Origin of the sequence: Lactobacillus kullabergensis, from assembly GCF_003151025.1 — a bacterium.
In the GTDB taxonomy this organism is placed as follows: domain Bacteria; phylum Bacillota; class Bacilli; order Lactobacillales; family Lactobacillaceae; genus Lactobacillus; species Lactobacillus kullabergensis.
In genome coordinates this window covers 1,704,653-1,723,130 of record NZ_CP029477.1, presented here as the reverse complement: position 1 = coordinate 1,723,130, position 18,478 = coordinate 1,704,653, and the positions used below count along the sequence as shown (strand labels likewise).

The 18,478-nt window shown below is 37.7% G+C and carries 14 protein-coding genes; 12 read left to right on the top strand and 2 right to left on the bottom strand.

Going from position 1 to position 18,478, the window contains the following annotated elements; genetic code table 11:
- Positions 1-23: 23 nt before the first annotated feature.
- The 8 genes from DKL58_RS08185 to DKL58_RS08150 all read left to right on the top strand — a co-directional run bounded on the left by DKL58_RS08185 (position 24) and on the right by DKL58_RS08150 (position 11,855).
- Entirely contained in the window at positions 24-1,826 is a 1,803-nt protein-coding gene (locus DKL58_RS08185; RefSeq protein ID WP_109586766.1) for an FAD-binding protein, read from the top strand.
- Between the two features lie 115 nt (positions 1,827-1,941).
- Positions 1,942-2,832 (top strand): LysR family transcriptional regulator, encoded by an 891-nt coding sequence (locus DKL58_RS08180; protein WP_109586765.1) that lies wholly within the window; start codon positions 1,942-1,944, stop codon positions 2,830-2,832.
- A 358-nt stretch (positions 2,833-3,190) separates the two neighbouring features.
- The gene (locus DKL58_RS08175; RefSeq protein ID WP_162542349.1) at positions 3,191-4,402 is read left to right on the top strand and encodes an MFS transporter; all 1,212 of its coding nucleotides are present in this window, start codon (positions 3,191-3,193) and stop codon (positions 4,400-4,402) included.
- Positions 4,403-4,597: 195 nt separating this feature from the next.
- On the top strand, positions 4,598-5,509 hold the full coding sequence (locus tag DKL58_RS08170; protein WP_109586763.1) for a LysR family transcriptional regulator: 912 nt from the start codon (positions 4,598-4,600) through the stop codon (positions 5,507-5,509).
- A gap of 204 nt (positions 5,510-5,713) precedes the next feature.
- Entirely contained in the window at positions 5,714-7,198 is a 1,485-nt protein-coding gene (locus DKL58_RS08165; RefSeq protein ID WP_045928638.1) for an FAD-dependent oxidoreductase, read from the top strand.
- A gap of 30 nt (positions 7,199-7,228) precedes the next feature.
- Positions 7,229-8,449: an MFS transporter gene (locus tag DKL58_RS08160; protein WP_109586762.1), complete on the top strand. Its 1,221-nt coding sequence runs from the start codon at positions 7,229-7,231 to the stop codon at positions 8,447-8,449.
- Positions 8,450-8,478: 29 nt separating this feature from the next.
- Complete coding sequence (locus tag DKL58_RS08155) at positions 8,479-10,344, top strand: FAD-dependent oxidoreductase (RefSeq protein ID WP_109586761.1); 1,866 nt, start codon at positions 8,479-8,481, stop codon at positions 10,342-10,344.
- A 65-nt stretch (positions 10,345-10,409) separates the two neighbouring features.
- Entirely contained in the window at positions 10,410-11,855 is a 1,446-nt protein-coding gene (locus DKL58_RS08150) for a vinyl phenol reductase (protein ID WP_109586760.1), read from the top strand.
- A gap of 102 nt (positions 11,856-11,957) precedes the next feature.
- On the opposite strand, the gene add is transcribed toward DKL58_RS08150, so the two are convergent.
- Both add and DKL58_RS08140 read right to left on the bottom strand, forming a co-directional pair.
- Positions 11,958-12,977 (bottom strand): adenosine deaminase, encoded by a 1,020-nt coding sequence (gene add, locus DKL58_RS08145; RefSeq protein WP_109586759.1) that lies wholly within the window; start codon positions 12,975-12,977, stop codon positions 11,958-11,960.
- 178 nt (positions 12,978-13,155) lie between these two features.
- Positions 13,156-14,511, bottom strand: coding sequence for a threonine/serine exporter family protein (locus tag DKL58_RS08140; protein WP_109586758.1), 1,356 nt, complete (start codon positions 14,509-14,511; stop codon positions 13,156-13,158).
- A 171-nt stretch (positions 14,512-14,682) separates the two neighbouring features.
- Between DKL58_RS08140 and DKL58_RS08135 the strand changes: the two genes are divergently transcribed.
- From DKL58_RS08135 to pfkB, 4 genes are all read left to right on the top strand, one after another.
- Positions 14,683-15,132, top strand: coding sequence for a MarR family winged helix-turn-helix transcriptional regulator (locus tag DKL58_RS08135; protein ID WP_109586757.1), 450 nt, complete (start codon positions 14,683-14,685; stop codon positions 15,130-15,132).
- 47 nt (positions 15,133-15,179) lie between these two features.
- A complete protein-coding gene (locus tag DKL58_RS08130; protein ID WP_109586756.1) occupies positions 15,180-16,565 on the top strand; it encodes an MDR family MFS transporter in 1,386 nt (461 codons plus the stop codon).
- Between the two features lie 241 nt (positions 16,566-16,806).
- Positions 16,807-17,562, top strand: a complete 756-nt coding sequence (locus DKL58_RS08125; protein ID WP_109586755.1) for a DeoR/GlpR family DNA-binding transcription regulator — start codon at positions 16,807-16,809, stop codon at positions 17,560-17,562.
- Positions 17,562-18,476, top strand: coding sequence for a 1-phosphofructokinase (pfkB, locus tag DKL58_RS08120; protein ID WP_109586754.1), 915 nt, complete (start codon positions 17,562-17,564; stop codon positions 18,474-18,476). Before DKL58_RS08125 ends, pfkB begins: the two co-directional genes overlap by 1 nt.
- Positions 18,477-18,478: the final 2 nt, after the last annotated feature.

The window sequence follows — 18,478 nt, the reverse complement described above, 5'->3', positions numbered from 1 at the left end:
CGATTTATACAAAGGAGATTTATATGATTTATCATAAAGATTTTGCATGGGATGCAAATTATGATGTTGTTGTTTTAGGATTTGGCGGTGCTGGTGCCATTGCTGCTCAGTTTGCGGCTGATCATGACGCTAAAGTGCTGCTGGTTGATGCAGCTCCTGAAGGGCACGAAGGTGGTAATACCCGGTATTCTGCCCAATTAATTGGTACGAGTAATGACTTTAATGAGTTGAAAAAGTATTATCAGAAACTAACAGCGCCAATGGAACTTGACGAAGAGATGATTGATACTTATGTCGATGGGATGGTGCACATTCCTGAATTTGTTTCAAAATATTTGGGTGTTAAACCAAAGAGCGCTAAAGAATATGCCCCTGACAGAATTAGTGCTATCAGGGAATTCCCGGAATTTCCAGGTTCAGAGTCCTACGATTATACCACTGTAACTAAACATTGGTTTGATGCTTCCTTATGGCAGATTTTAAAAGAGCAAGTAGTGAAACGGCAAGACAAAATAGATGTTTTGTACAGCACACCTGCAGAAGAACTAATTCAAGATCCGGAAACTAAAAAGATTTACGGCGTAGTGATTAAGCGTGACGGTAAGCTGCTCAAAGTTCAGGCTAAAAATGGTGTTGTCATGACTACCGGTGGTTTTGAAAATAATCAAAGAATGATTGAAGACTTTATTGGCGCCAAAAGACTGGCACCTTTAGGCACCCTTTACAACAAAGGTGATGGTCTGAGAATGGCCCAGGAAGTTGGCGCTGATTTTTGGCATTTACATAATTATGAATCTTTAGGTATGCTTCATGGCATGGCTTTTGCGGTACCAGCAGGACAACGCGGTCGCTTAATGTTAGGGCCTCAAAATGAAGCTGTTTCTAGCGGTAGTGCCTTTGTTGTAGGTGATGACGGTACCAGATACTTTAATGAAGCAGAAGAAAACCGCCACGGCCATATCAAGAATCATGGTCAATGGAAAGTGCCGCTAAATCAAGAGCACCCATACTTGATTTTTGATGAAACTAAAAAGCATGAATTAGATAGCGATAAAATTATTGGCGATTACAAACCATATACAGAAAATGTTATCAAGGCTGACTCTGCTGCTGAATTAGCCGATAAAATTGGTGTTGAACCGGCAGTTTTGTCTGACACTCTCAGTCGTTTCAATCAAGCTTGTCAAGAACAAGACGATCCCGAATTTAGAAGAGATCCAGCAACTTTACGTGCATTTACTGGTAACACAATTTATGCTGTCAAACTAGAACAAACTATGCTTAATACGCAAGGTGGTCCTAGAAGAAATAAGAATGCCGAAATTTTAGATACCAGAGGTAAAGCAATTCCTAATCTTTATTCTGCTGGTGAACTTGGCGGTATCTGTGCTAACCAATATCAAGGTGGCAATAACTTGGCTGAATGCTTAATTTGGGGCAAGATTGCAGGGGAAAATGCTGCTAAGCCAAAAGCTGCTGCAACTACTGATGCAGCAAGTGGTGCTACTATGCCTGAAAAGCACTTAACTTCAGATCTTAAACACGAAACCTATGAAACAGGAGAGAACCAATATATTGGTAAATCAACTAAAGGCATGGGTGATGAAATAGTTGTCCGGGTAACTGTTGATGAACAAAAGAACTTAAAGAATATTGAAGTTTTGAAGCAAGCTGAATCAGATGACTATGGCTTGAAAGCTATCAAGACTTTACCTGCCAAAATGGTTCAGGAAAATACCGTTGATGTTGATGCGGTCAGCGGTGCCTCAAGCTCATCACGCGGTCTCAAAGACGCAGTTAGGGATGCGCTAAGTAAAATAAAATAGTAAGTTTTAAAATTTGTTTCAACTCTTTCAAAAAATTTGGTATAAAGATATTTTTGTATATTATAATTGCAATTAAGAGAATTAAAGTGATTAATATAAGTATCAGGAAGCCAACATGAACTTTACACAATTACGATGTTTTATCAAGGCTGTTGATAATTCCAGCTTTACACTTGCTGCTAGAGAATTAAACTTTACTCAACCTGCAATTTCAAAAAATATTAGAGATTTAGAAAATGAGTTGGAAATTACCCTTATAATTCGGGAGCATCATCGCATTACTCTTACCAAAGGTGGCAGGTATTTTTATAAAATTGCACGTAACATGGTCGATGACATGGACAACACAACTGAATTTCTGAAAAGTCAAAAAGGTAGGATTGGAAGTTCATTAAGAATAGGTGTTTGTGAAATACCATTAGAAGAAGAGATATTACCAGCAGTTTTGCGTAAATTACGTGCATATGATAGCAATCTTGATATCCAGTTTATCAATGTAGAAGAGACTTCAATTTCTGAAATTTTAAATCATCATGTAGATATCTGCTTGGTTTCATATGATACTGTGGCAGCAATCCAAAATATTCAGTTTGTAAAATTAATTACCGGTAAATTTTTGGTTGCTTGTCCTGTCAATTCCGCTTTAAGTAAACAGCAAATGATTACTTTATCAGATTTGCAAAAGCAAAGAGTCTTTTTGTTTGATCCAAACAGTACACTCAATTTTAAAACGCAGAATGATTTAATATCGGGAATAGGTGTTAAACACATTAAATTTGTCCGTGATTTTTTCAAAATGAAACTGTATGTCAAAGCCGGCTGGGGCTACGGTGTTATACCAAATTTTGCTAAAGATTATGATAAAACAGCTATTAAATACGTTACTTTAGATTATCCGGCCATTTCACCTTATGGCATTGCCTATATCAATTCGTCAGTCCAAGACATGGATGTTGCAAAAGTAATCAATACTTTTAAGCGAGTCTGTGTCCACGTGTTAGAGTAAAAAATACAAAAATATGTTGATAAGTCACAAAAGTCAATCACTTTTGTGGCTTTTTTAGCATTCCATTTAGTTATTCTTAATTCTAATGGTCTTGTCTCAATAAGTTTTCTAAATGTTACTTTGAGAAGAGTAAGAACTTGAACTAGAAGGGATGAAATTTAATGGGAAAAAGTTTTTGTGAAAGCAATTACTTATTTTGTACGTGTGAATATTCTACATAGAAAAATACTGACGTAAGAAAAAATAATATTTTATTTAGTAATTATATTTATGAGTATAGATTTGCTTCAAATTTTTAATGAATAATAGTCTAACTTTAGATAAATTTGTGAAAAGTATTCATGAAAGGACTTTTAAGATGGATAAAGAACAACTACCTAAACTATCGAATTATAGATGGGTAATTTTGGCAATTGCCGCTTTAATGGATGTCATTAGTAATTATGTGCAGTTTCAAATTTCCGCGCTGGCTACACAGATCATGCCGGCTTTGCACATTACGCCTCCGCAATTTTCCAGTTTACTTATGGCACCAATGTTAATTGCAGTTTTTTTAAGTATACCAGCTGGTTCACTTGCTGATAAGTTTGGGGCAAAAAGGGTAGTAAGTATAGGTTGTATTATATCGGTAATCGGTGCCTTTGGCAGATTATTTGCTAAAGATTTTTGGTCAATGATGATCATGTTATTGATGTTTGGTGTATACATGTCATTATTAAACGCAAATACAATAAAAATTTTTGGTATCTGGTTTAAACAGGATACTAACATGGCTATGGGAGTTTTCTTTGCTTCCGCTGGAGTGGGTGCCGCTCTTTCGCAAATTACGGGTTCATTTTTCCCAAGTGTCAATGCAGCATATATCTTTTCATCAATAGTTTTATTAATTTTAGCTATTTGCTGGATTGTGTTTGTTAAAGATGCCCCTAAAGGAGAAAGCATTCAAAAAAAGCAAACTGTTGATTCTGAATCAACGATAAAATACTTTGAAGTTGCCGCTAAAAGTAAAAAAACGTGGTTAATTGCAATTTGTGGCGGCCTAGGTTCTGCTGCTTCGACAGCATTTTCCGGTATACTGCCTCAAGCATTTGCTGCTAGAGGGATGTCAGACTCAACTGCAGGAATTATTGCTTCAGTTGCCTCTTTTGGCAGTCTTTTCGGTGCTTTAATGGGGCCAGCCATTATTGCTAAGCTTAAAAAGGCAAAAGGATTTATGATTTCCGTAACTTTAGTTTCAGCAATTTTAATGGCAATAACTTGGTTTGTTCCTGCCGGATTGCCATTAGTTATAAGCTTAGTTGCTGGAGGCTTGTTCGGGTCAATGACTGGACCGATTATGCAGGCTATGCCTATTCAATTTCCTGAAATTGGTCCAAAATATGCTGGTTCTGCAGGTGGCTTAATAGGAACAGTAACTTTATTACTTGCTTATGTAGTTCCAATTCTTATTTCCTTAATTGCTGGACGTAGTTATATTTTTACTTTCTTCATTCAAGGTATTGTTATTGCTTTAACAGCAATTTTCATTGCTATACTACCTGATGCTAATAATGTTAATAAACGTAGGTGATTTTTAATCAAAAAAGTGTAAGATTCTCTAAAGCATAAATAGAATTTTGCTTTTTTTATCCTCATCGGCAAAAATAATAGTAGTAACAAGTAAATCAAGTATGGATTCTACTTTTGGCAAATTTATTTTTACGAAAAATTTTTAGTATAATATACACAGAAAGAAAATTTTTTGTTAATTTGATGAGGTAATAAAATGAATTTCACTCAATTACGCTGTTTTATTAAGGCCATAGATAATTCCAGTTTTACTATTGCAGCTGAGCGCTTAAATTTCTCCCAGTCGGCAGTTTCTAAAAATATTAAGGATCTTGAGGATACACTGGGGGTAACTTTAATCAATCGTGCTCATCACCGTATTTCCTTAACAAGCGCTGGCAAGTACTTCTACCGTGTTGCGCGCAATGTGGTAGATGATATGGATTACACGGTAGCATACTTGCAAAGCAAAAAGAATGACCCTGAAACGCTTTTAAGAATAGGAGTCTGTGATACACCGTTTGAACAAAAAATTCTGCCCATTTTTTTGCGCAAATTGCGTGAATCTGGGAGTAATTTGAACATCCAGTTTGTCTTTGTACTCAACAATTCTATTGGTGAGCTTCTTAACCATCATGTTGATTTGTGTGCAATTGCACGAGAAGATGTTGATGTTGTTGAAGATATTCACTTCGAACCAATGGTTCAGGGTAAAGTGGTAGTAGCTTGTCAAAAAGGTTCTCCTTTAGCAGAAAAATCTAAGATCTCTATTTCAGATTTAATTGATCGTGACGTATTTTTACTTGATCCTAACAGTTCTTTAAATGTACAGTTGAATTTTCAAACTACTTTGATCAATAAATTAGGAATGGAACATATCAAATTTGTACAAGATTTTTTGGCCATGGATATTTATGTTAGAGGTGGCTGGGGCTATGGCATTTTGCCCAACTTCATTGCAGATTATCAATCGGAGGGAATTAAATATATTCCTATTGATTATCATGATATTTCACCATATGGAATTGCATACATGGAAAGCTTTACTAACGACTCTGTACTTGAAAAAGTGGCCAGTACATTAAAAAAAGCAATAAACGAATATTTATCTGAGGATAAAAATAAGTAATGCACAAATAAAAGTTGTTTTTGGAATGCTTGTAGTCAGCGCTTAAACGTTGATCTTACAAGCATTTTTATTTTGCCTTTTTAAATTGTTATGTTCTGTATTCCATTTAGTAATTTTTAATTCTAAATATGGTGCATAAATTCACTTGATTCATAGTATTATGAAAACGGTTAAAGGATTTGTTTAAAGAAGTGAGGTATAAAAATGGAAAATACTTATGATGTCATTATTGCAGGTGCAAGCAATTCTGGCGCTATGGCAGCTTGTGCCGCTGCTGAAAAGGGAGCAAAAGTTCTCCTGATTGATAAGCAAGGAAGTTCAAGATTTTTGTTCCGTTCATTCTTTGCTGCGCTGGACAGTAACGCCCAAAGAAGAGCAGGAATTAAAGTTGATAAAGCTAAACTAATGAACTTTTTAACTTTGTTCTTCCAAGATAACGTTGATGAACGTTTACTTTGGACTTGGGCAAATCATGCAGATGAAACTGCCAATTGGCTGGAAGATAACATTTTGAAACCAAATGGCGGTGTTTTGAGACCACAAAAAGATGCCCACTATGAAACTGTTGTTAATACAGCTTTCAATACTGAGTTAGCAATTGCAACACCTGACAACGGCTGGGCTCATTATGGCGATTGGGTAATTGATAAGGTCAAAGAACTAGGAGTAACCCTTAAATACAACACTAAATTAGAAGAATTAGTGACAGATGATAGTGGTGCAGTAACCGGTGTAATTACCAGTGATCGTGAAAGTGGCGAAAAGACTGAGTATAAAGCTAATAAGGGTGTCATCATTTGTACTGGCGGTTACGGTGCCAATGTTGAATTGATGAAGAAATGGGATCCACTTGGCTACAAGAAGAATGTTTATTCAGATGGACCTCGTGATGATGGTTCAGGTATTCTTGCTGGCCTTAAAGTCGGTGCTGCCCGCGATGAAGAACCAGCTGAAATCATTTTTGACCGTGGTGCAGTTCCTGTTGGCACTAAGGCTGAAGACCATTATGTCATTGACTTTAAGGATCCAGGCTACTTCTGGATGGGTGCTTACCCACTACTAAAAGTTAACTTAAAAGGTGAGCGTTTCGGCAACGAAAGTGTACCTTACCAATTTGATATTAATGCAATGGCTAAGCAACCAGGCTACCTGGAAGCACAAATTTGGTCTGAAGATACTATGGATCATTTGGCACAATTTGATACTCAAGGTTGTTCTCGTTTAGGCTGGCCTGGTATTTACAATACTGAGGAAAACAAAGAAGAAATTCAACGCAGGATTGATGATGGCTTAGTCAAGAAAGCAGATACCATTGAAGAATTAGCTGAAAAATTGAATTTGCCAAAAGATAACTTAGTTAACAGTGTTAAACGCTATAACGAAATGTGTGAAAAAGGCGTAGATACCGACTTTGGTAAAGAAAAGTTCAGATTATTCCCAGTAGATAAAGCGCCATACTATGGTGTCATCATGGGCGGACGTTTGCTTGCTACTCTGGATGGTTTACGGATCAATACTAAGATGGAAGTTATTGACCAGAATGGTGATCCAATTCCTCACCTTTACGCAGCCGGTAACGCCAGTGGTGGTTTCTTCTGGGGCAGTTATCCAGATAGAATTCCTGGCCTTACTTGCAGTCACGCCCAGACCTTTGGTCGTCTAGCCGGACAATATGCTGCTGAAAATTAGTTTTTATCATAAAAGGAGTTTTTATATATCATGGATGAAAAACAGTTACCTAAGCTTTCAAATTATAGGTGGGTAATCTTAGCAATAGCTGCTTTGCTTGATGCAATTAGTAGTTACATTCAATTTCAGATCTCTGCTTTAGCTGTCCAAATTATGCCAGCACTGCATATTTCACCAGCGCAATTCCAAAGTTTGCTTATGGCACCAATGCTTATTGCAGTTTTCTTAAGTATTCCTGCCGGCTCTCTTGCTGATAAGTTCGGAGCTAAGAAAATCGTTTCTGTTGGTTTAGTTATCTCAGTACTAGGTGCGTATGGTCGCCTTTTTGCTAATAACTTTATCACAATGTTTATTACCCTGTTACTTTTCGGAGTTTATATGGCTCTGCTAAATGCTAATACTCTGAAAATCTTTGGTACCTGGTTTAAACAAGATACTAACACAGCTATGGGTGTCTTCTTTGCTTCAGCCAGTGTCGGAATTATGCTATCCCAAGCTACCAGTTCGTTGTTCCCAACTGTTGAAAAGGCATATATCTTTTCATCGACTGTACTATTGGTTCTAGCTGTTTGCTGGGTGATCTTTGTTAAAGACACTCCAAAAGGTGAAGAAGTCCCACAACCCCAAACAGAACAAGGCAAATCTGAATCATCATTTGAATTCTTCAAGGCTGCTGCCAAAAGTAAGAAAACTTGGTACGTTGCTTTAGCCGTTGGCTTTGGTATGGGTGCTAGTGAAGCCTTCTCAGGCATTTTGCCCCAAGCATTTGCTGCTAGGGGAATGACTCCTGCAGCTGCTGGTGTGGTTGCTTCTGTCGCTACTATTGGTAGTTTAGCTGGTTCACTCTTTGGTCCAGCTGTTATTAATAAGGCTAAAAAGGCCAAACCAATGATGATTGTCATTACTGCTCTTGGTGGTCTTTTGATGGCCGTAACCTGGTATATTCCATTAGGAATGCCATTAAGCATTGCACTAATCCTTGGTGGCGTATTTGGCGCTATGACTGGCCCAATTATGCAGGCTATGCCAATTACATTCCCAGAGATCGGTCCTAAGAATGCTGGTAGTGCTGGTGGACTCGTTGGGACAGTATCACTGCTCTTATCATTCTTCTTGCCCGTTATTATTTCTTCAGTTGCTGGTAAGAACTATGCATTAACCTTTATTATTCAAGGCCTTGTCTTTGTAGTCCAAATTATCGTATTGGCAGTTTTACCAGACGCAAATGCTGCTCGTCGTCATGCTGAATAAGATTTTTTAAAGTGAAAGGGGTCATTTATATGGCAAAAAAAATAACCGAGAACCCAGGAAAGTATACCGGTTCTGGTCAAGGTAAGGAAAGTCAAATCAACCTTGAAGTCGAGGTTGACTCAGACAAGATAGTAAATGTTAAACCGTTAGATAAATATACTCCCGACAGTTTGGCTGATAACGCATTTAAGAAAATGGCACAAAAAATTGTGGATCAGCAATCAGTCGATGTTGATGTTGTTTCTGGTGCTTCTGAAACTTCACACGGTATTATTGAAGGCGTTAAAGAAGCCTTGAATAAGGCAGGGGTTGACTTTGATGCCCTTAAAGAAAATGGTGGCCAAACTGCTGGCAAGAAGGAAGAAACTATTGATGTTGATGTCGCAGTAGTTGGTGCTGGTGGTGCAGGCGTAGCAGCCGCTTTAGCAGCTCGTCAACATGGTGCAAGTGTAGCTTTGCTTGAAAAAACCATTTCTCCACTTGGTGCGACTACTTTTGCTGGTGGTATGTTTGCCGGCGACAGTCAACAACAAAAAGATCAAAATGCGGTTGTTTCTAAGAAATGGCTTTATGACGAATACATGGATGCCTCCCAAGGCTACATGAACTCAATTCTTGTGCGCCGCATTATCGACGAATCAGGTAAGACGGTTGACTGGTTAAATGAAAACGGCGCAATTATGAAATTGGTTGATGCTGGTACTGGTGGCAGTTACGATCACATTGGTATGCCAGCCACTCTTCATGGCTATCAAGAAGGTGGCACTAAGGCCGTAACCAAACTAATTGAAAAATTCAAGTCAATCGGTGGCAAGATGTACTTTGGCTTTGCAGGTAAAAAATTGTTGCAAGATAGTGCAGGTAAAGTCACTGGTTTAATTGCCGAAGGTGATGACAAAACACTACATGTTAATGCTAAAAAAGTCGTTATTGCAACTGGTGGCTTTGGCGGCAGTCCTGAAATGCGCAAAAAGTATCTTGGCGACGTCAGCACACAAGGTCAAGTTTTGCAAAATACCGGTGATGGTTTGAATATGGCCTGGGATGCTGGTACTGCTCACCACATTAATGGTTCTACTCACTACTTCTGGCAAACTTTTAGTGATAAAGATATTGGCGAAATGGCTAAACTTGTTGGTCCAAACTGGATGCCTGTCAATGCCCTAGCTGATTTTCCGAACTTGCGTGTTAATAATCGTGGTCAACGTTATGCTAGTGAAACCCATGCACTAGATTTCGCTGTTCACGGTGCAGAATTGTCAGAACAACCACAACAAACTGAATTCGTTGTCTTTGATCAGGCAATGCTGGATAAGATTAAAGAAGGCGGAACAGTTGCAATTGAAGACCACTATGGCAAGTGGAAAAATCGCCATCAGTTTTACATGGAATTTAACTTCCCAACGGATACTGATGAAAATATCAAGCACGAACACGAGAAGACTGACTTTACTTCATTACTGAATAAACTGGCTTCAACCAATGTTATTTTTGTTGCAGACACTATCGAAGAATTGGCTGAAAAGATGGGTGTCGACAAAGATAATTTGGCCAAATCAGTTGCGCAATACAACAATGCTAAGAAGAAAGGTGAGGACGACTTGTTCTTCTCTGATACGAAGAGAATGATTCCAGTAGAGCAGGGTCCATTTTACGCTGTGAAATTCATCGCCCGTAACCTAGGCACTCTTGGTGGTGCAACCATTGATGAAAAAATGCACGCCTTAGCTCCAAATGGTGAACCAGTACCAAACCTTTACGTAGCTGGTGCCGATGCATCAGGAATGTATGGCAAAGCTTACGTTGATTTTGAAGGTGGTACTTTAGGTTTTGCTTATATTTCTGGTAGACTAGCCGGAATTGATGCGGCTGAAACTGCTAAAGCCGGTAAGTAGATTATGGCAAAAATCATATATGAATTAATTGATTTGTACATGATTTTTTACTAGAGGAATAAATTATGACACAAGAAAAATATGATGTAGTAATTGTGGGAGCAGGACTTGCAGGCTTTGCTGCTGCAGATGAAGCTGTTGATAATAATTTAAAGACCTTGCTGGTTGAAAAAGGTAAAACAACAGGCGGTACTGGTAATTATGTTGAGGGAGTTTTTGCTGCTGATTCCGAAATGCAAAAAAAGGATAATGCAACTCTTGATAAAGATGATTTACTCAAAGAAGAGTTAACATATTCGCACTACAAAGCAGACGGCAAGATGTGGCAAAAATACATTGCCAATGCCGGCAAAAATGTTTCCTGGCTTGAGGATCATGGTGCTGAAATTGAAATGGTAGCAAATTTAGGTTCTGGAGCTAGAACTTGGCACTTGTTTAAAGGCAAGGGTCATGATGCCATTCACAACGGTTTGGAACCATATGCTAAGAAGAAGGGCATCACCATAGCTACCCTAACTAGAGTGACGGACTTAAAGCAAAATTCTGACCACACTTTTGATGTCACACTGACCAATGTGGCTGAAAAAGTTACCAAAATAGTCACTGCTAAAAATGTTGTGCTTGCTACCGGTGGTTATTTAAATGACCAAAAGTTATTAGAAAGTACTCCTCACCAAAATCCAGACAACATTATTCCAGTTAACTCTGGTAAAAATACGGGAGACGGTTTGAGATTGGCCTGGAAGTTGGGCGCTAAGAAGTACTTTACCGGAATGGCGATGATGTTTGGCGGTCAATTGAAAGATAAGACAGTCCCATCATTTAAATTGTGGGGTACTGCTATCTGGAGTTCAGTTTGTGATCAACCGCAAATGTGGGTTAACGAACTAGGTGAACGTTTTGTCGATGAAAGTGCAGCTGTAGTCAACTGGGCTAATGAAGGCAATTCAATGAACCGTCAAGACCGCGTCTTCTGCATTTTTAGCCAAAAGATCTTGGATGATTTCACTGACAAGTCTTATCCGAGATCCATGAAGCCATTTGTTCCAGAAGATAGATATCCCACTTTGCGTGATGATATTGCCAAAGCAGAAAAAGAAGGTCGCGAATACCTGCATAAAGCTGCAACGCTGGAAGAATTAGCTCGAGAAATTGATACCCCTAACCTAGTGGCATATGTCAAGCACTATAATGAAATGGCTGCCAACGGTGAAGATACTGATTTTCATAAACCGGCTAAATACATGTTGCCAGTAGATGGTGACGGTCCATTCTATGCTATCGAATTAGGTGTAGGTGCATACACTACAGGTGATGGACTACGCGTAAACACCAATAACGAAGTTTTGAATACAAAGGGCAGACCTATTGAGGGTTTGTATGCTATTGGTGGCGATGGCTCTGCAGTTCTTTATGGTGACACTTACGGTGTTAATATTCCGGGGACACATGCAGGATATTGCATCTTTTCAGGACGTAATGCAATCAAAGCAATTGCAGCTCAGAAGTAAAATAATCAAAAAAATAATTTCTAAGAGATAAAATAAAACACTATACCAGCGAAAAAGCCAACTCATTTAATATGAGCTGGCCTTTTTGTTTGTATTTTTAAGTTATGAGTTTGCTTTTACAAATTGATCAATTTCATCTAAATATAATTGCTTTTGTCGTTGACTTATCCAAGAAGTTTCAAAAGAATTTTTAGCAAGTTGCACTATTTGATCTTTGCTAAGATCAAATTTTTGCGCTAAAGCATAGTAATTGTCGCTAATATAGCCTTTAAAGTAGGCAGGATCATCCGAGTTAATTGATACTTTGACTCCTGCATTCAAAAGGTCAATTACTTCTTTACCCTTCATCTCTGGTGACACAAAACTATTAGACAGAGGACAAGATGTTAAGCCAATCTGTCTTTTGGCTGCTAATTCTACCAAATCTGGATCTTCCACGATATTGGTACCGTGATCAAGACGTTCAACCTCCATAATTTCTAAAGCTTGACGGATATGTTCGATTGAATCTTTTTGATCAATATCACAGTGAGTGGTGATATGAAGTCCAGCAGCTGCTGCATCTTCAAATTGCCGGGCGAACTTTAGCGGGGGATTATTGTGTTCATCAGAATCAAGTCCAATGCCAATAATTTTATCCTTGTATTTCAGACCTTCTTGCAGAGTTTTTCTAGCTGATTCCTTTGAAAAATCACGTAAAAAGCACATGATCAGATGAGCATCGACATTTAAAGCTCTGGCATCAATCGTAGCTTGATAAAGACCATTGAGTACGACTTCAAAGGGAATGCCACGGCTGGTATGAGCTTGGGGATCAAAAAAGAGTTCGACGTGCCGTACATTATTGGCAGCAGCCTTAGTTAAGTAGTCCCAAGCCAAGTCATAAAAGTCTTCTTCAGTTTGTAAAACATTCATTGCTGGATAATACACAGCTAGAAATGACGCTAAATCATGATAATTGTATGTCTTTTGGACATCTGCGATGGTAGTCTGACCTATATCAACATGATTGCGTTTAGCTAATTTTAATTTCAATTCAGGTTCTAAAGTACCTTCAATATGCAAGTGCAATTCGGCTTTAGGCAGGCCACGGGTAAATTCTGGTGTAACAACTGAACTCATGTAATCCTCCTTGATAATGTTCTTGTATTTAACTTATTATCTTAGTTTAGCATAATTTTAATAACAATAATAGATCAAAAAACGAACAAATTAAAGAATTATAGCATATATGTTCCTAATGAAATACTTAACTAAAAATCTAGTTAGGTAAAATAATTAAAAATTCCAGTTAAGTATTTTAGTCGCAATGGCGCCATTTTGCGTCCGTTAAAATGCGAGCAGTAAGTAAACCGATTGGCAGAGCAGTAATAATCATTAAAGCATCCATAATCCAATAAGCACCAACGTTGATATTGGTGATACCAAAATTAAAGACAGCGCGATACATGTATAAACCGGGAACCATGATAACAATTGCGGGAACCGTGATTGCAATACGGGGGAAACCAACTTTATCCCGCACAAAACTGGCAATTAGTCCTGCTAATAATGCTCCGGTGAATGCTGCTAAGGCGGCCGGAACGTGGTTAAATTCAACTAGACTTAAACGCAGGGTATTTGCTAACGCACCAATGACTGCTGCTACTGTCGCCATTGATACTTTGGCATTAAACATGATCGAAAATCCAAAAACACCGCAGAAACTGGCAATTATTCTGCAAACTGTTAATAAAGTTGGGCTAAGATTTAATTTGGGCATGGCACCTGGCGATAAGTTGAGCATAGTAGCCATGCCCCAGCCTACCATTGCTGCAATCATGACCACTAGTATTGCGTAGGCTAATCTTTCAAGGCCTGATCGCATATCAAGCTTTGACATATCAAGGCCAGAAGTAATAAAAGGGAATCCAGGTATGACATAAAGCATCGAACCGATGTAACCATAAGCATGATTGTTACTCCAGCCACAAATTAATGTGCCTAATCTAAAACAGATGAAATAAACGGCGCAGGAAATCGCTACGCCAACAGTTATTTTGGCGACCAAAGTAACTTTTTTCTTCCCTAATAATTGGCGCAAATAGTTCCCAATAAAGGCTCCAAAAAATGTGCAAAACATTTCCGGTATTCCTCCACCAAGTAGAAAAATAAAACTAGCACACGCCAGACCGGCACTCAAAGCAGAAATGATTAGAGGATAGTTTTGAGTATGGCGTTCAATTTGATTCAGTTTGTGGTGAACTGCTCCAATTGTCAAATAATCATTTTCAGTTTCAAATTTACGGACAAATTTTTCCATTTCATTGAGCTTGTTCATATTTACTTCTGTAGTTGGTAAGGAAAGAGTCTGTGAGTATGATTTGTTATCAACATCAAAGCAGGTATAGCTAATAGTTACTAAACCAATGTCAGCTGAACAAGTGATTTTGAGTGCCCTTGCAATGGTATTCATCGAATCGCGCACGCGCCAGGCTCCAGTGCCACATTGCAGCAGCATTATACCGATTCTGCCGACTAAAGATCCTTTTTCTACCAAAGTGATATCTTTGACTAAAGTATCATCTGAACTTTTGAAGAACTCTTTCCAATGAATTCTCATATGGTGTTTACTAGAAATCTTGGGATATGATTCTGGAGTCTGCTTGTCTTTCATAACTAAATTTATAACCCTTCTTTTGATAACGTAATATTTTAATTTTACCACACTCGTGGTTGGACCAATTTTGTAGAATTGAGTTTTTAAAAACATGTTTATTATAAAAAAGTGTAGTATACTACAGTATGATAAAATATTAGTCTGAGATTTATTTCTGAGGGAAATAATATGACAACTTTTTTGAATCGAATTGGTCCCAAAATTAAAATTGCAAATACTTTGATTGAAAAGGAATTAAACAAGCAGTTTGCAGAAATCTTTAGAGATTATTCTTTAACAGGTGCCCAAATTTCTCTGATGATTTATTTATATGAATCAAAAGCGCGACAAATTACCCAAAAAGAAGTGGCAGATGCTTTTGTGCTGAGTCATCCTACAATTAGAGGAATAGTTAAACGCTTAGAAGCAAATAAGTTAATTGTTACGTCGCGTTTAGAAAATGATCAAAGGCAAATTGTTTTAAGGCTTTCGGATAAAGGCTTTAATTTAATTGACAAAAATATTGCCAAGATTCGCACAATAATGACAAATATTAATACTCGTATTACCAAGGGGTTGTCTCAGCAAGAAATTTTAAATCTTGAACAAGTTTTAAAAAGAATTTCGGATAATTTTTAATTATTATTAGCAAAAGTGTAGCATGCTATATATATGAAAGGATAAAAATGATCAAAAATATTTCTAGTAAAAAAAGAAATTTAATGATGGCTGTTTTACTATTTGGAGCATTTGTTTCGCTGTTGGCCGAAACTTTTCTCAATAATGCTCTGCCAACAATAATGACGGTTTTTAAAGTTAATCAATCAACTGCTCAATGGCTTACTACTTCTTATTTATTGGTCGTAGGGCTAATGATTCCCATGTCGGCATGGATCTTTGAATCATTTAACTTAAGACAAAACTTTTTAACAATGATGCTTATTTTTTTAGCAGGTTCACTTATTTGTGTTTTTGCGCCTAATTTTCCGGTGCTATTGCTAGGCAGAATTATTGAAGCAGTTGCGGCTGGTAGTTTAATGCCTTTTATTCAAAATGTCATTTTACTTATGTTTCCTCCTGAAAAAAGAGGTGTGGCGATGGGAATTACTGGTTTGGTAATTGGCTTCGGACCAGCTATTGGTCCCACAATTTCAGGCTTAATTTTAAAATATGCAGACTGGCAAATGCTTTTTATCATTTTAAGTATTGCCAGTGGTATGGTAGCCATTTGTGCAACTTTTTGTATGCAAAATATCATTGAACCCCATAGAAACACTACCGATTTAATATCATTTATTGAATCAATTGCCGGCTTTGGTTTAATTTTGTACTCCCTGTCAGATATTGGGAACACTGGTAAAGTTACGATTACAATAGCTGCATTCTTTACAATAGGTCTGCTAATTATTCTGTTATTTTGTCGTCGGCAGTTGCATATGAAAAAACCTTTGCTTAATATTAGAGTTTTTCAAAATTTAAAATTTGATTTGTGTACTTTATTAAGTACTATTAGCAACATTTCAATGGTAGGAATTGAATTAGTTTTACCTTTATATTTACAAACTACTAGACAAGAGAGTGCATTAACCTCTGGTTTAGTAATGATGCCAGGGGCTCTATTAATGATCATTTGCAATCCTGTATCGGGCGTTTTATTTGATAAATTTGGTATTAAAAAATTGGCACTTTTTGGTTTTTCTATGCTTTTATTAGGGACGTTCCCAATGACTGTTTTTAATAGCAAAACAAGTCTGGCTTTAATTAGTTTATGCTATGCCTTACGCATGGTAGGCGTATCTTTTACTATGATGACCACGTTTACCGCAGGTATTAATGTGGTAGAACCTCAAATGACTGCACATGCTAATGCAGGTTCTTCTACGGTAAGGCAAATCGGTGGCTCACTGGGAACGGCGTTATCAATGTTAGTAATTAGCTTGTGTGCGAGTGGTACTTCAAATGCTGAGACTGCAAATTTGACAGTTGCATACCGCTGGGGTTTTGTCTTAATGCTGACTTTTGCAATAATCGGATTTTTAGGCTCATTATTCTTGTCTGAAAAAGAAAAATAAAAAATTTGTTGAATTAACCACAAATAAGGCAAAACTAGTTAAGATTTTACTGTTGCTTGTTTTTAAGTAATATCAACTAATAATTCAGTATTAGTTAAACTTGAATTATCAGTTGATTTTTTGTTTATAAGGCTAATAAACTTTAAGCCTGCTCGTTTTTGCAAGAAAATGATGAATTATGATTGAAAATGATTGCTTTTAAACGCCAAAGCGAATAAAATACTGTCTGGAGGTGAAATGTATGTTAACGCAGGAACGGCAAAAAGTGATTGAAGACTACGTTAATCAGCATGGCTTGTGTCGAGTGAGTGATCTTTGCTCAATGACTTCGACATCTGAATCAACGATTAGGCGTGATCTTAACCAGATGGAAGAACAAGGTCTGATTAAACGGGTACATGGTGGTGCGCAGTCAGTCAAAAGCTTCACTCATGATGTGTCGCAACACATTCGTTTTTCAATGAATCATAATGATAAAAAACTAATCGCTCAGTATGCTGTTAAAAACTATGTCCATCAAGATGATTACATTTTTATTGACGCAGGTACGACAACTTATGAAATGGTTCCTTTTATTGCGAATATTCCAGGAGTAACGATTGTCACAAATGGTTTAGAAACTGCACTTTGTGCACTTAATCATGGGATTGAGACTATACTTTTAGGTGGGCGGATTAAAGAAAATACTCATGCTGTAGTGGGGCAAACAGCTCTAAAGCAATTGCAGCAAATGAATTTTTCCGCCAGTTTTGTTGGGACTAACGGACTGGACTCTAGCGGCAATTTGACCACGCCCGATACTGAAGAAGCAGCAATTAAGAAAATGGAGATTGCTCAGGCTGATCAGGCATACATTTTGACCGATACTTCTAAAATTGGTGAGCGTAGTTTTGCGACTTTTGCACAAGTCAAAGATGTAACAGTACTTAGTACTTCTTTAAGTGCAAAAGATAAAAAATTGTTGCCCGCTAAAATTAATTTGAAGGAGATTTGCTAATGATTTATACGGTTACCGTTAATCCTGCTTTGGATTATGTAATTCAATTAGAGCAGGTTAACCGTGGTGAAGTTAATCGTGCTGATAACTGCACGTTTTTGGCTGGTGGCAAGGGAATTAATGTTTCCCAAATTCTTAACCAGTTGGATATAGATAATACTGCCTGGGGTTTTGTTGGTGGCTTTACGGGTAAAGAGTTGGTACGTCAGCTAAACCAGCGCCGCATTGTTAATGATTTTGTCACTATTTCTGACGTGACTCGCGTGAACGTTAAAATACATGCAGAAGAGGAGTCAGAGATTAATGCCGCTGGTCCTAATATTACAGATCAGGAAATAACCGCTTTTAAAGCACGTCTTAGCGATTTGCAAAAAGGTGACATTGTGGTTTTGAGTGGTTCCCTAGCACCAAGCTTGCCAGTTGATTTTTATAAAGAACTCTTACCTATTATTAAAGAAGCAGGAGCAGAATTTGTAATTGACACTACTGGTCAGGCTTTGCTAGACACTTTGAGTTATAAACCTCTGGTAATTAAACCAAATCATCATGAACTGGCTGATCTATTCAAAACTACATTTGAGTCAGATCAGGAAATGCTTGAGTGTGCGCGCAAATTGCTTGACATGGGTGCACAAAATGTTATGGTCTCCATGGCTGGTAAAGGTGGCTACTTGATTACACCTAAACACTTTTATTATGCCAAAGCAGCGGTTGGTACTGCCGTTAATTCGGTTGGAGCTGGAGATTCAATGACAGCTGGCTTTGTTGGTACTTATGTTAAAACCAAAGACCCAGCTCAAAGCTTCCGCATCGGTATGGCTTGTGGTGCTGCCACAGCCTTTACTAAAGATATTGCTGTTAAAAGTCAGATTGATGCGGTCTTGCCGCAAATTAATGTTGAAGAAATTTCGTAATT

What these genes read in the sequence shown, in the direction of transcription:
- DKL58_RS08150 (WP_109586760.1), top strand. Translation starts at nt 10,410, where the DNA reads ATGACACAAGAAAAATATGATGTAGTAATTGTGGGAGCAGGACTTGCA.
- DKL58_RS08140 (WP_109586758.1), bottom strand. Translation starts at nt 14,511, where the DNA reads ATGAAAGACAAGCAGACTCCAGAATCATATCCCAAGATTTCTAGTAAA.
- DKL58_RS08155 (WP_109586761.1), top strand. Translation starts at nt 8,479, where the DNA reads ATGGCAAAAAAAATAACCGAGAACCCAGGAAAGTATACCGGTTCTGGT.
- DKL58_RS08185 (WP_109586766.1), top strand. Translation starts at nt 24, where the DNA reads ATGATTTATCATAAAGATTTTGCATGGGATGCAAATTATGATGTTGTT.
- add (WP_109586759.1), bottom strand. Translation starts at nt 12,977, where the DNA reads ATGAGTTCAGTTGTTACACCAGAATTTACCCGTGGCCTGCCTAAAGCC.
- DKL58_RS08135 (WP_109586757.1), top strand. Translation starts at nt 14,683, where the DNA reads ATGACAACTTTTTTGAATCGAATTGGTCCCAAAATTAAAATTGCAAAT.
- DKL58_RS08170 (WP_109586763.1), top strand. Translation starts at nt 4,598, where the DNA reads ATGAATTTCACTCAATTACGCTGTTTTATTAAGGCCATAGATAATTCC.
- DKL58_RS08160 (WP_109586762.1), top strand. Translation starts at nt 7,229, where the DNA reads ATGGATGAAAAACAGTTACCTAAGCTTTCAAATTATAGGTGGGTAATC.
- DKL58_RS08130 (WP_109586756.1), top strand. Translation starts at nt 15,180, where the DNA reads ATGATCAAAAATATTTCTAGTAAAAAAAGAAATTTAATGATGGCTGTT.
- DKL58_RS08125 (WP_109586755.1), top strand. Translation starts at nt 16,807, where the DNA reads ATGTTAACGCAGGAACGGCAAAAAGTGATTGAAGACTACGTTAATCAG.
- pfkB (WP_109586754.1), top strand. Translation starts at nt 17,562, where the DNA reads ATGATTTATACGGTTACCGTTAATCCTGCTTTGGATTATGTAATTCAA.
- DKL58_RS08180 (WP_109586765.1), top strand. Translation starts at nt 1,942, where the DNA reads ATGAACTTTACACAATTACGATGTTTTATCAAGGCTGTTGATAATTCC.
- DKL58_RS08165 (WP_045928638.1), top strand. Translation starts at nt 5,714, where the DNA reads ATGGAAAATACTTATGATGTCATTATTGCAGGTGCAAGCAATTCTGGC.
- DKL58_RS08175 (WP_162542349.1), top strand. Translation starts at nt 3,191, where the DNA reads ATGGATAAAGAACAACTACCTAAACTATCGAATTATAGATGGGTAATT.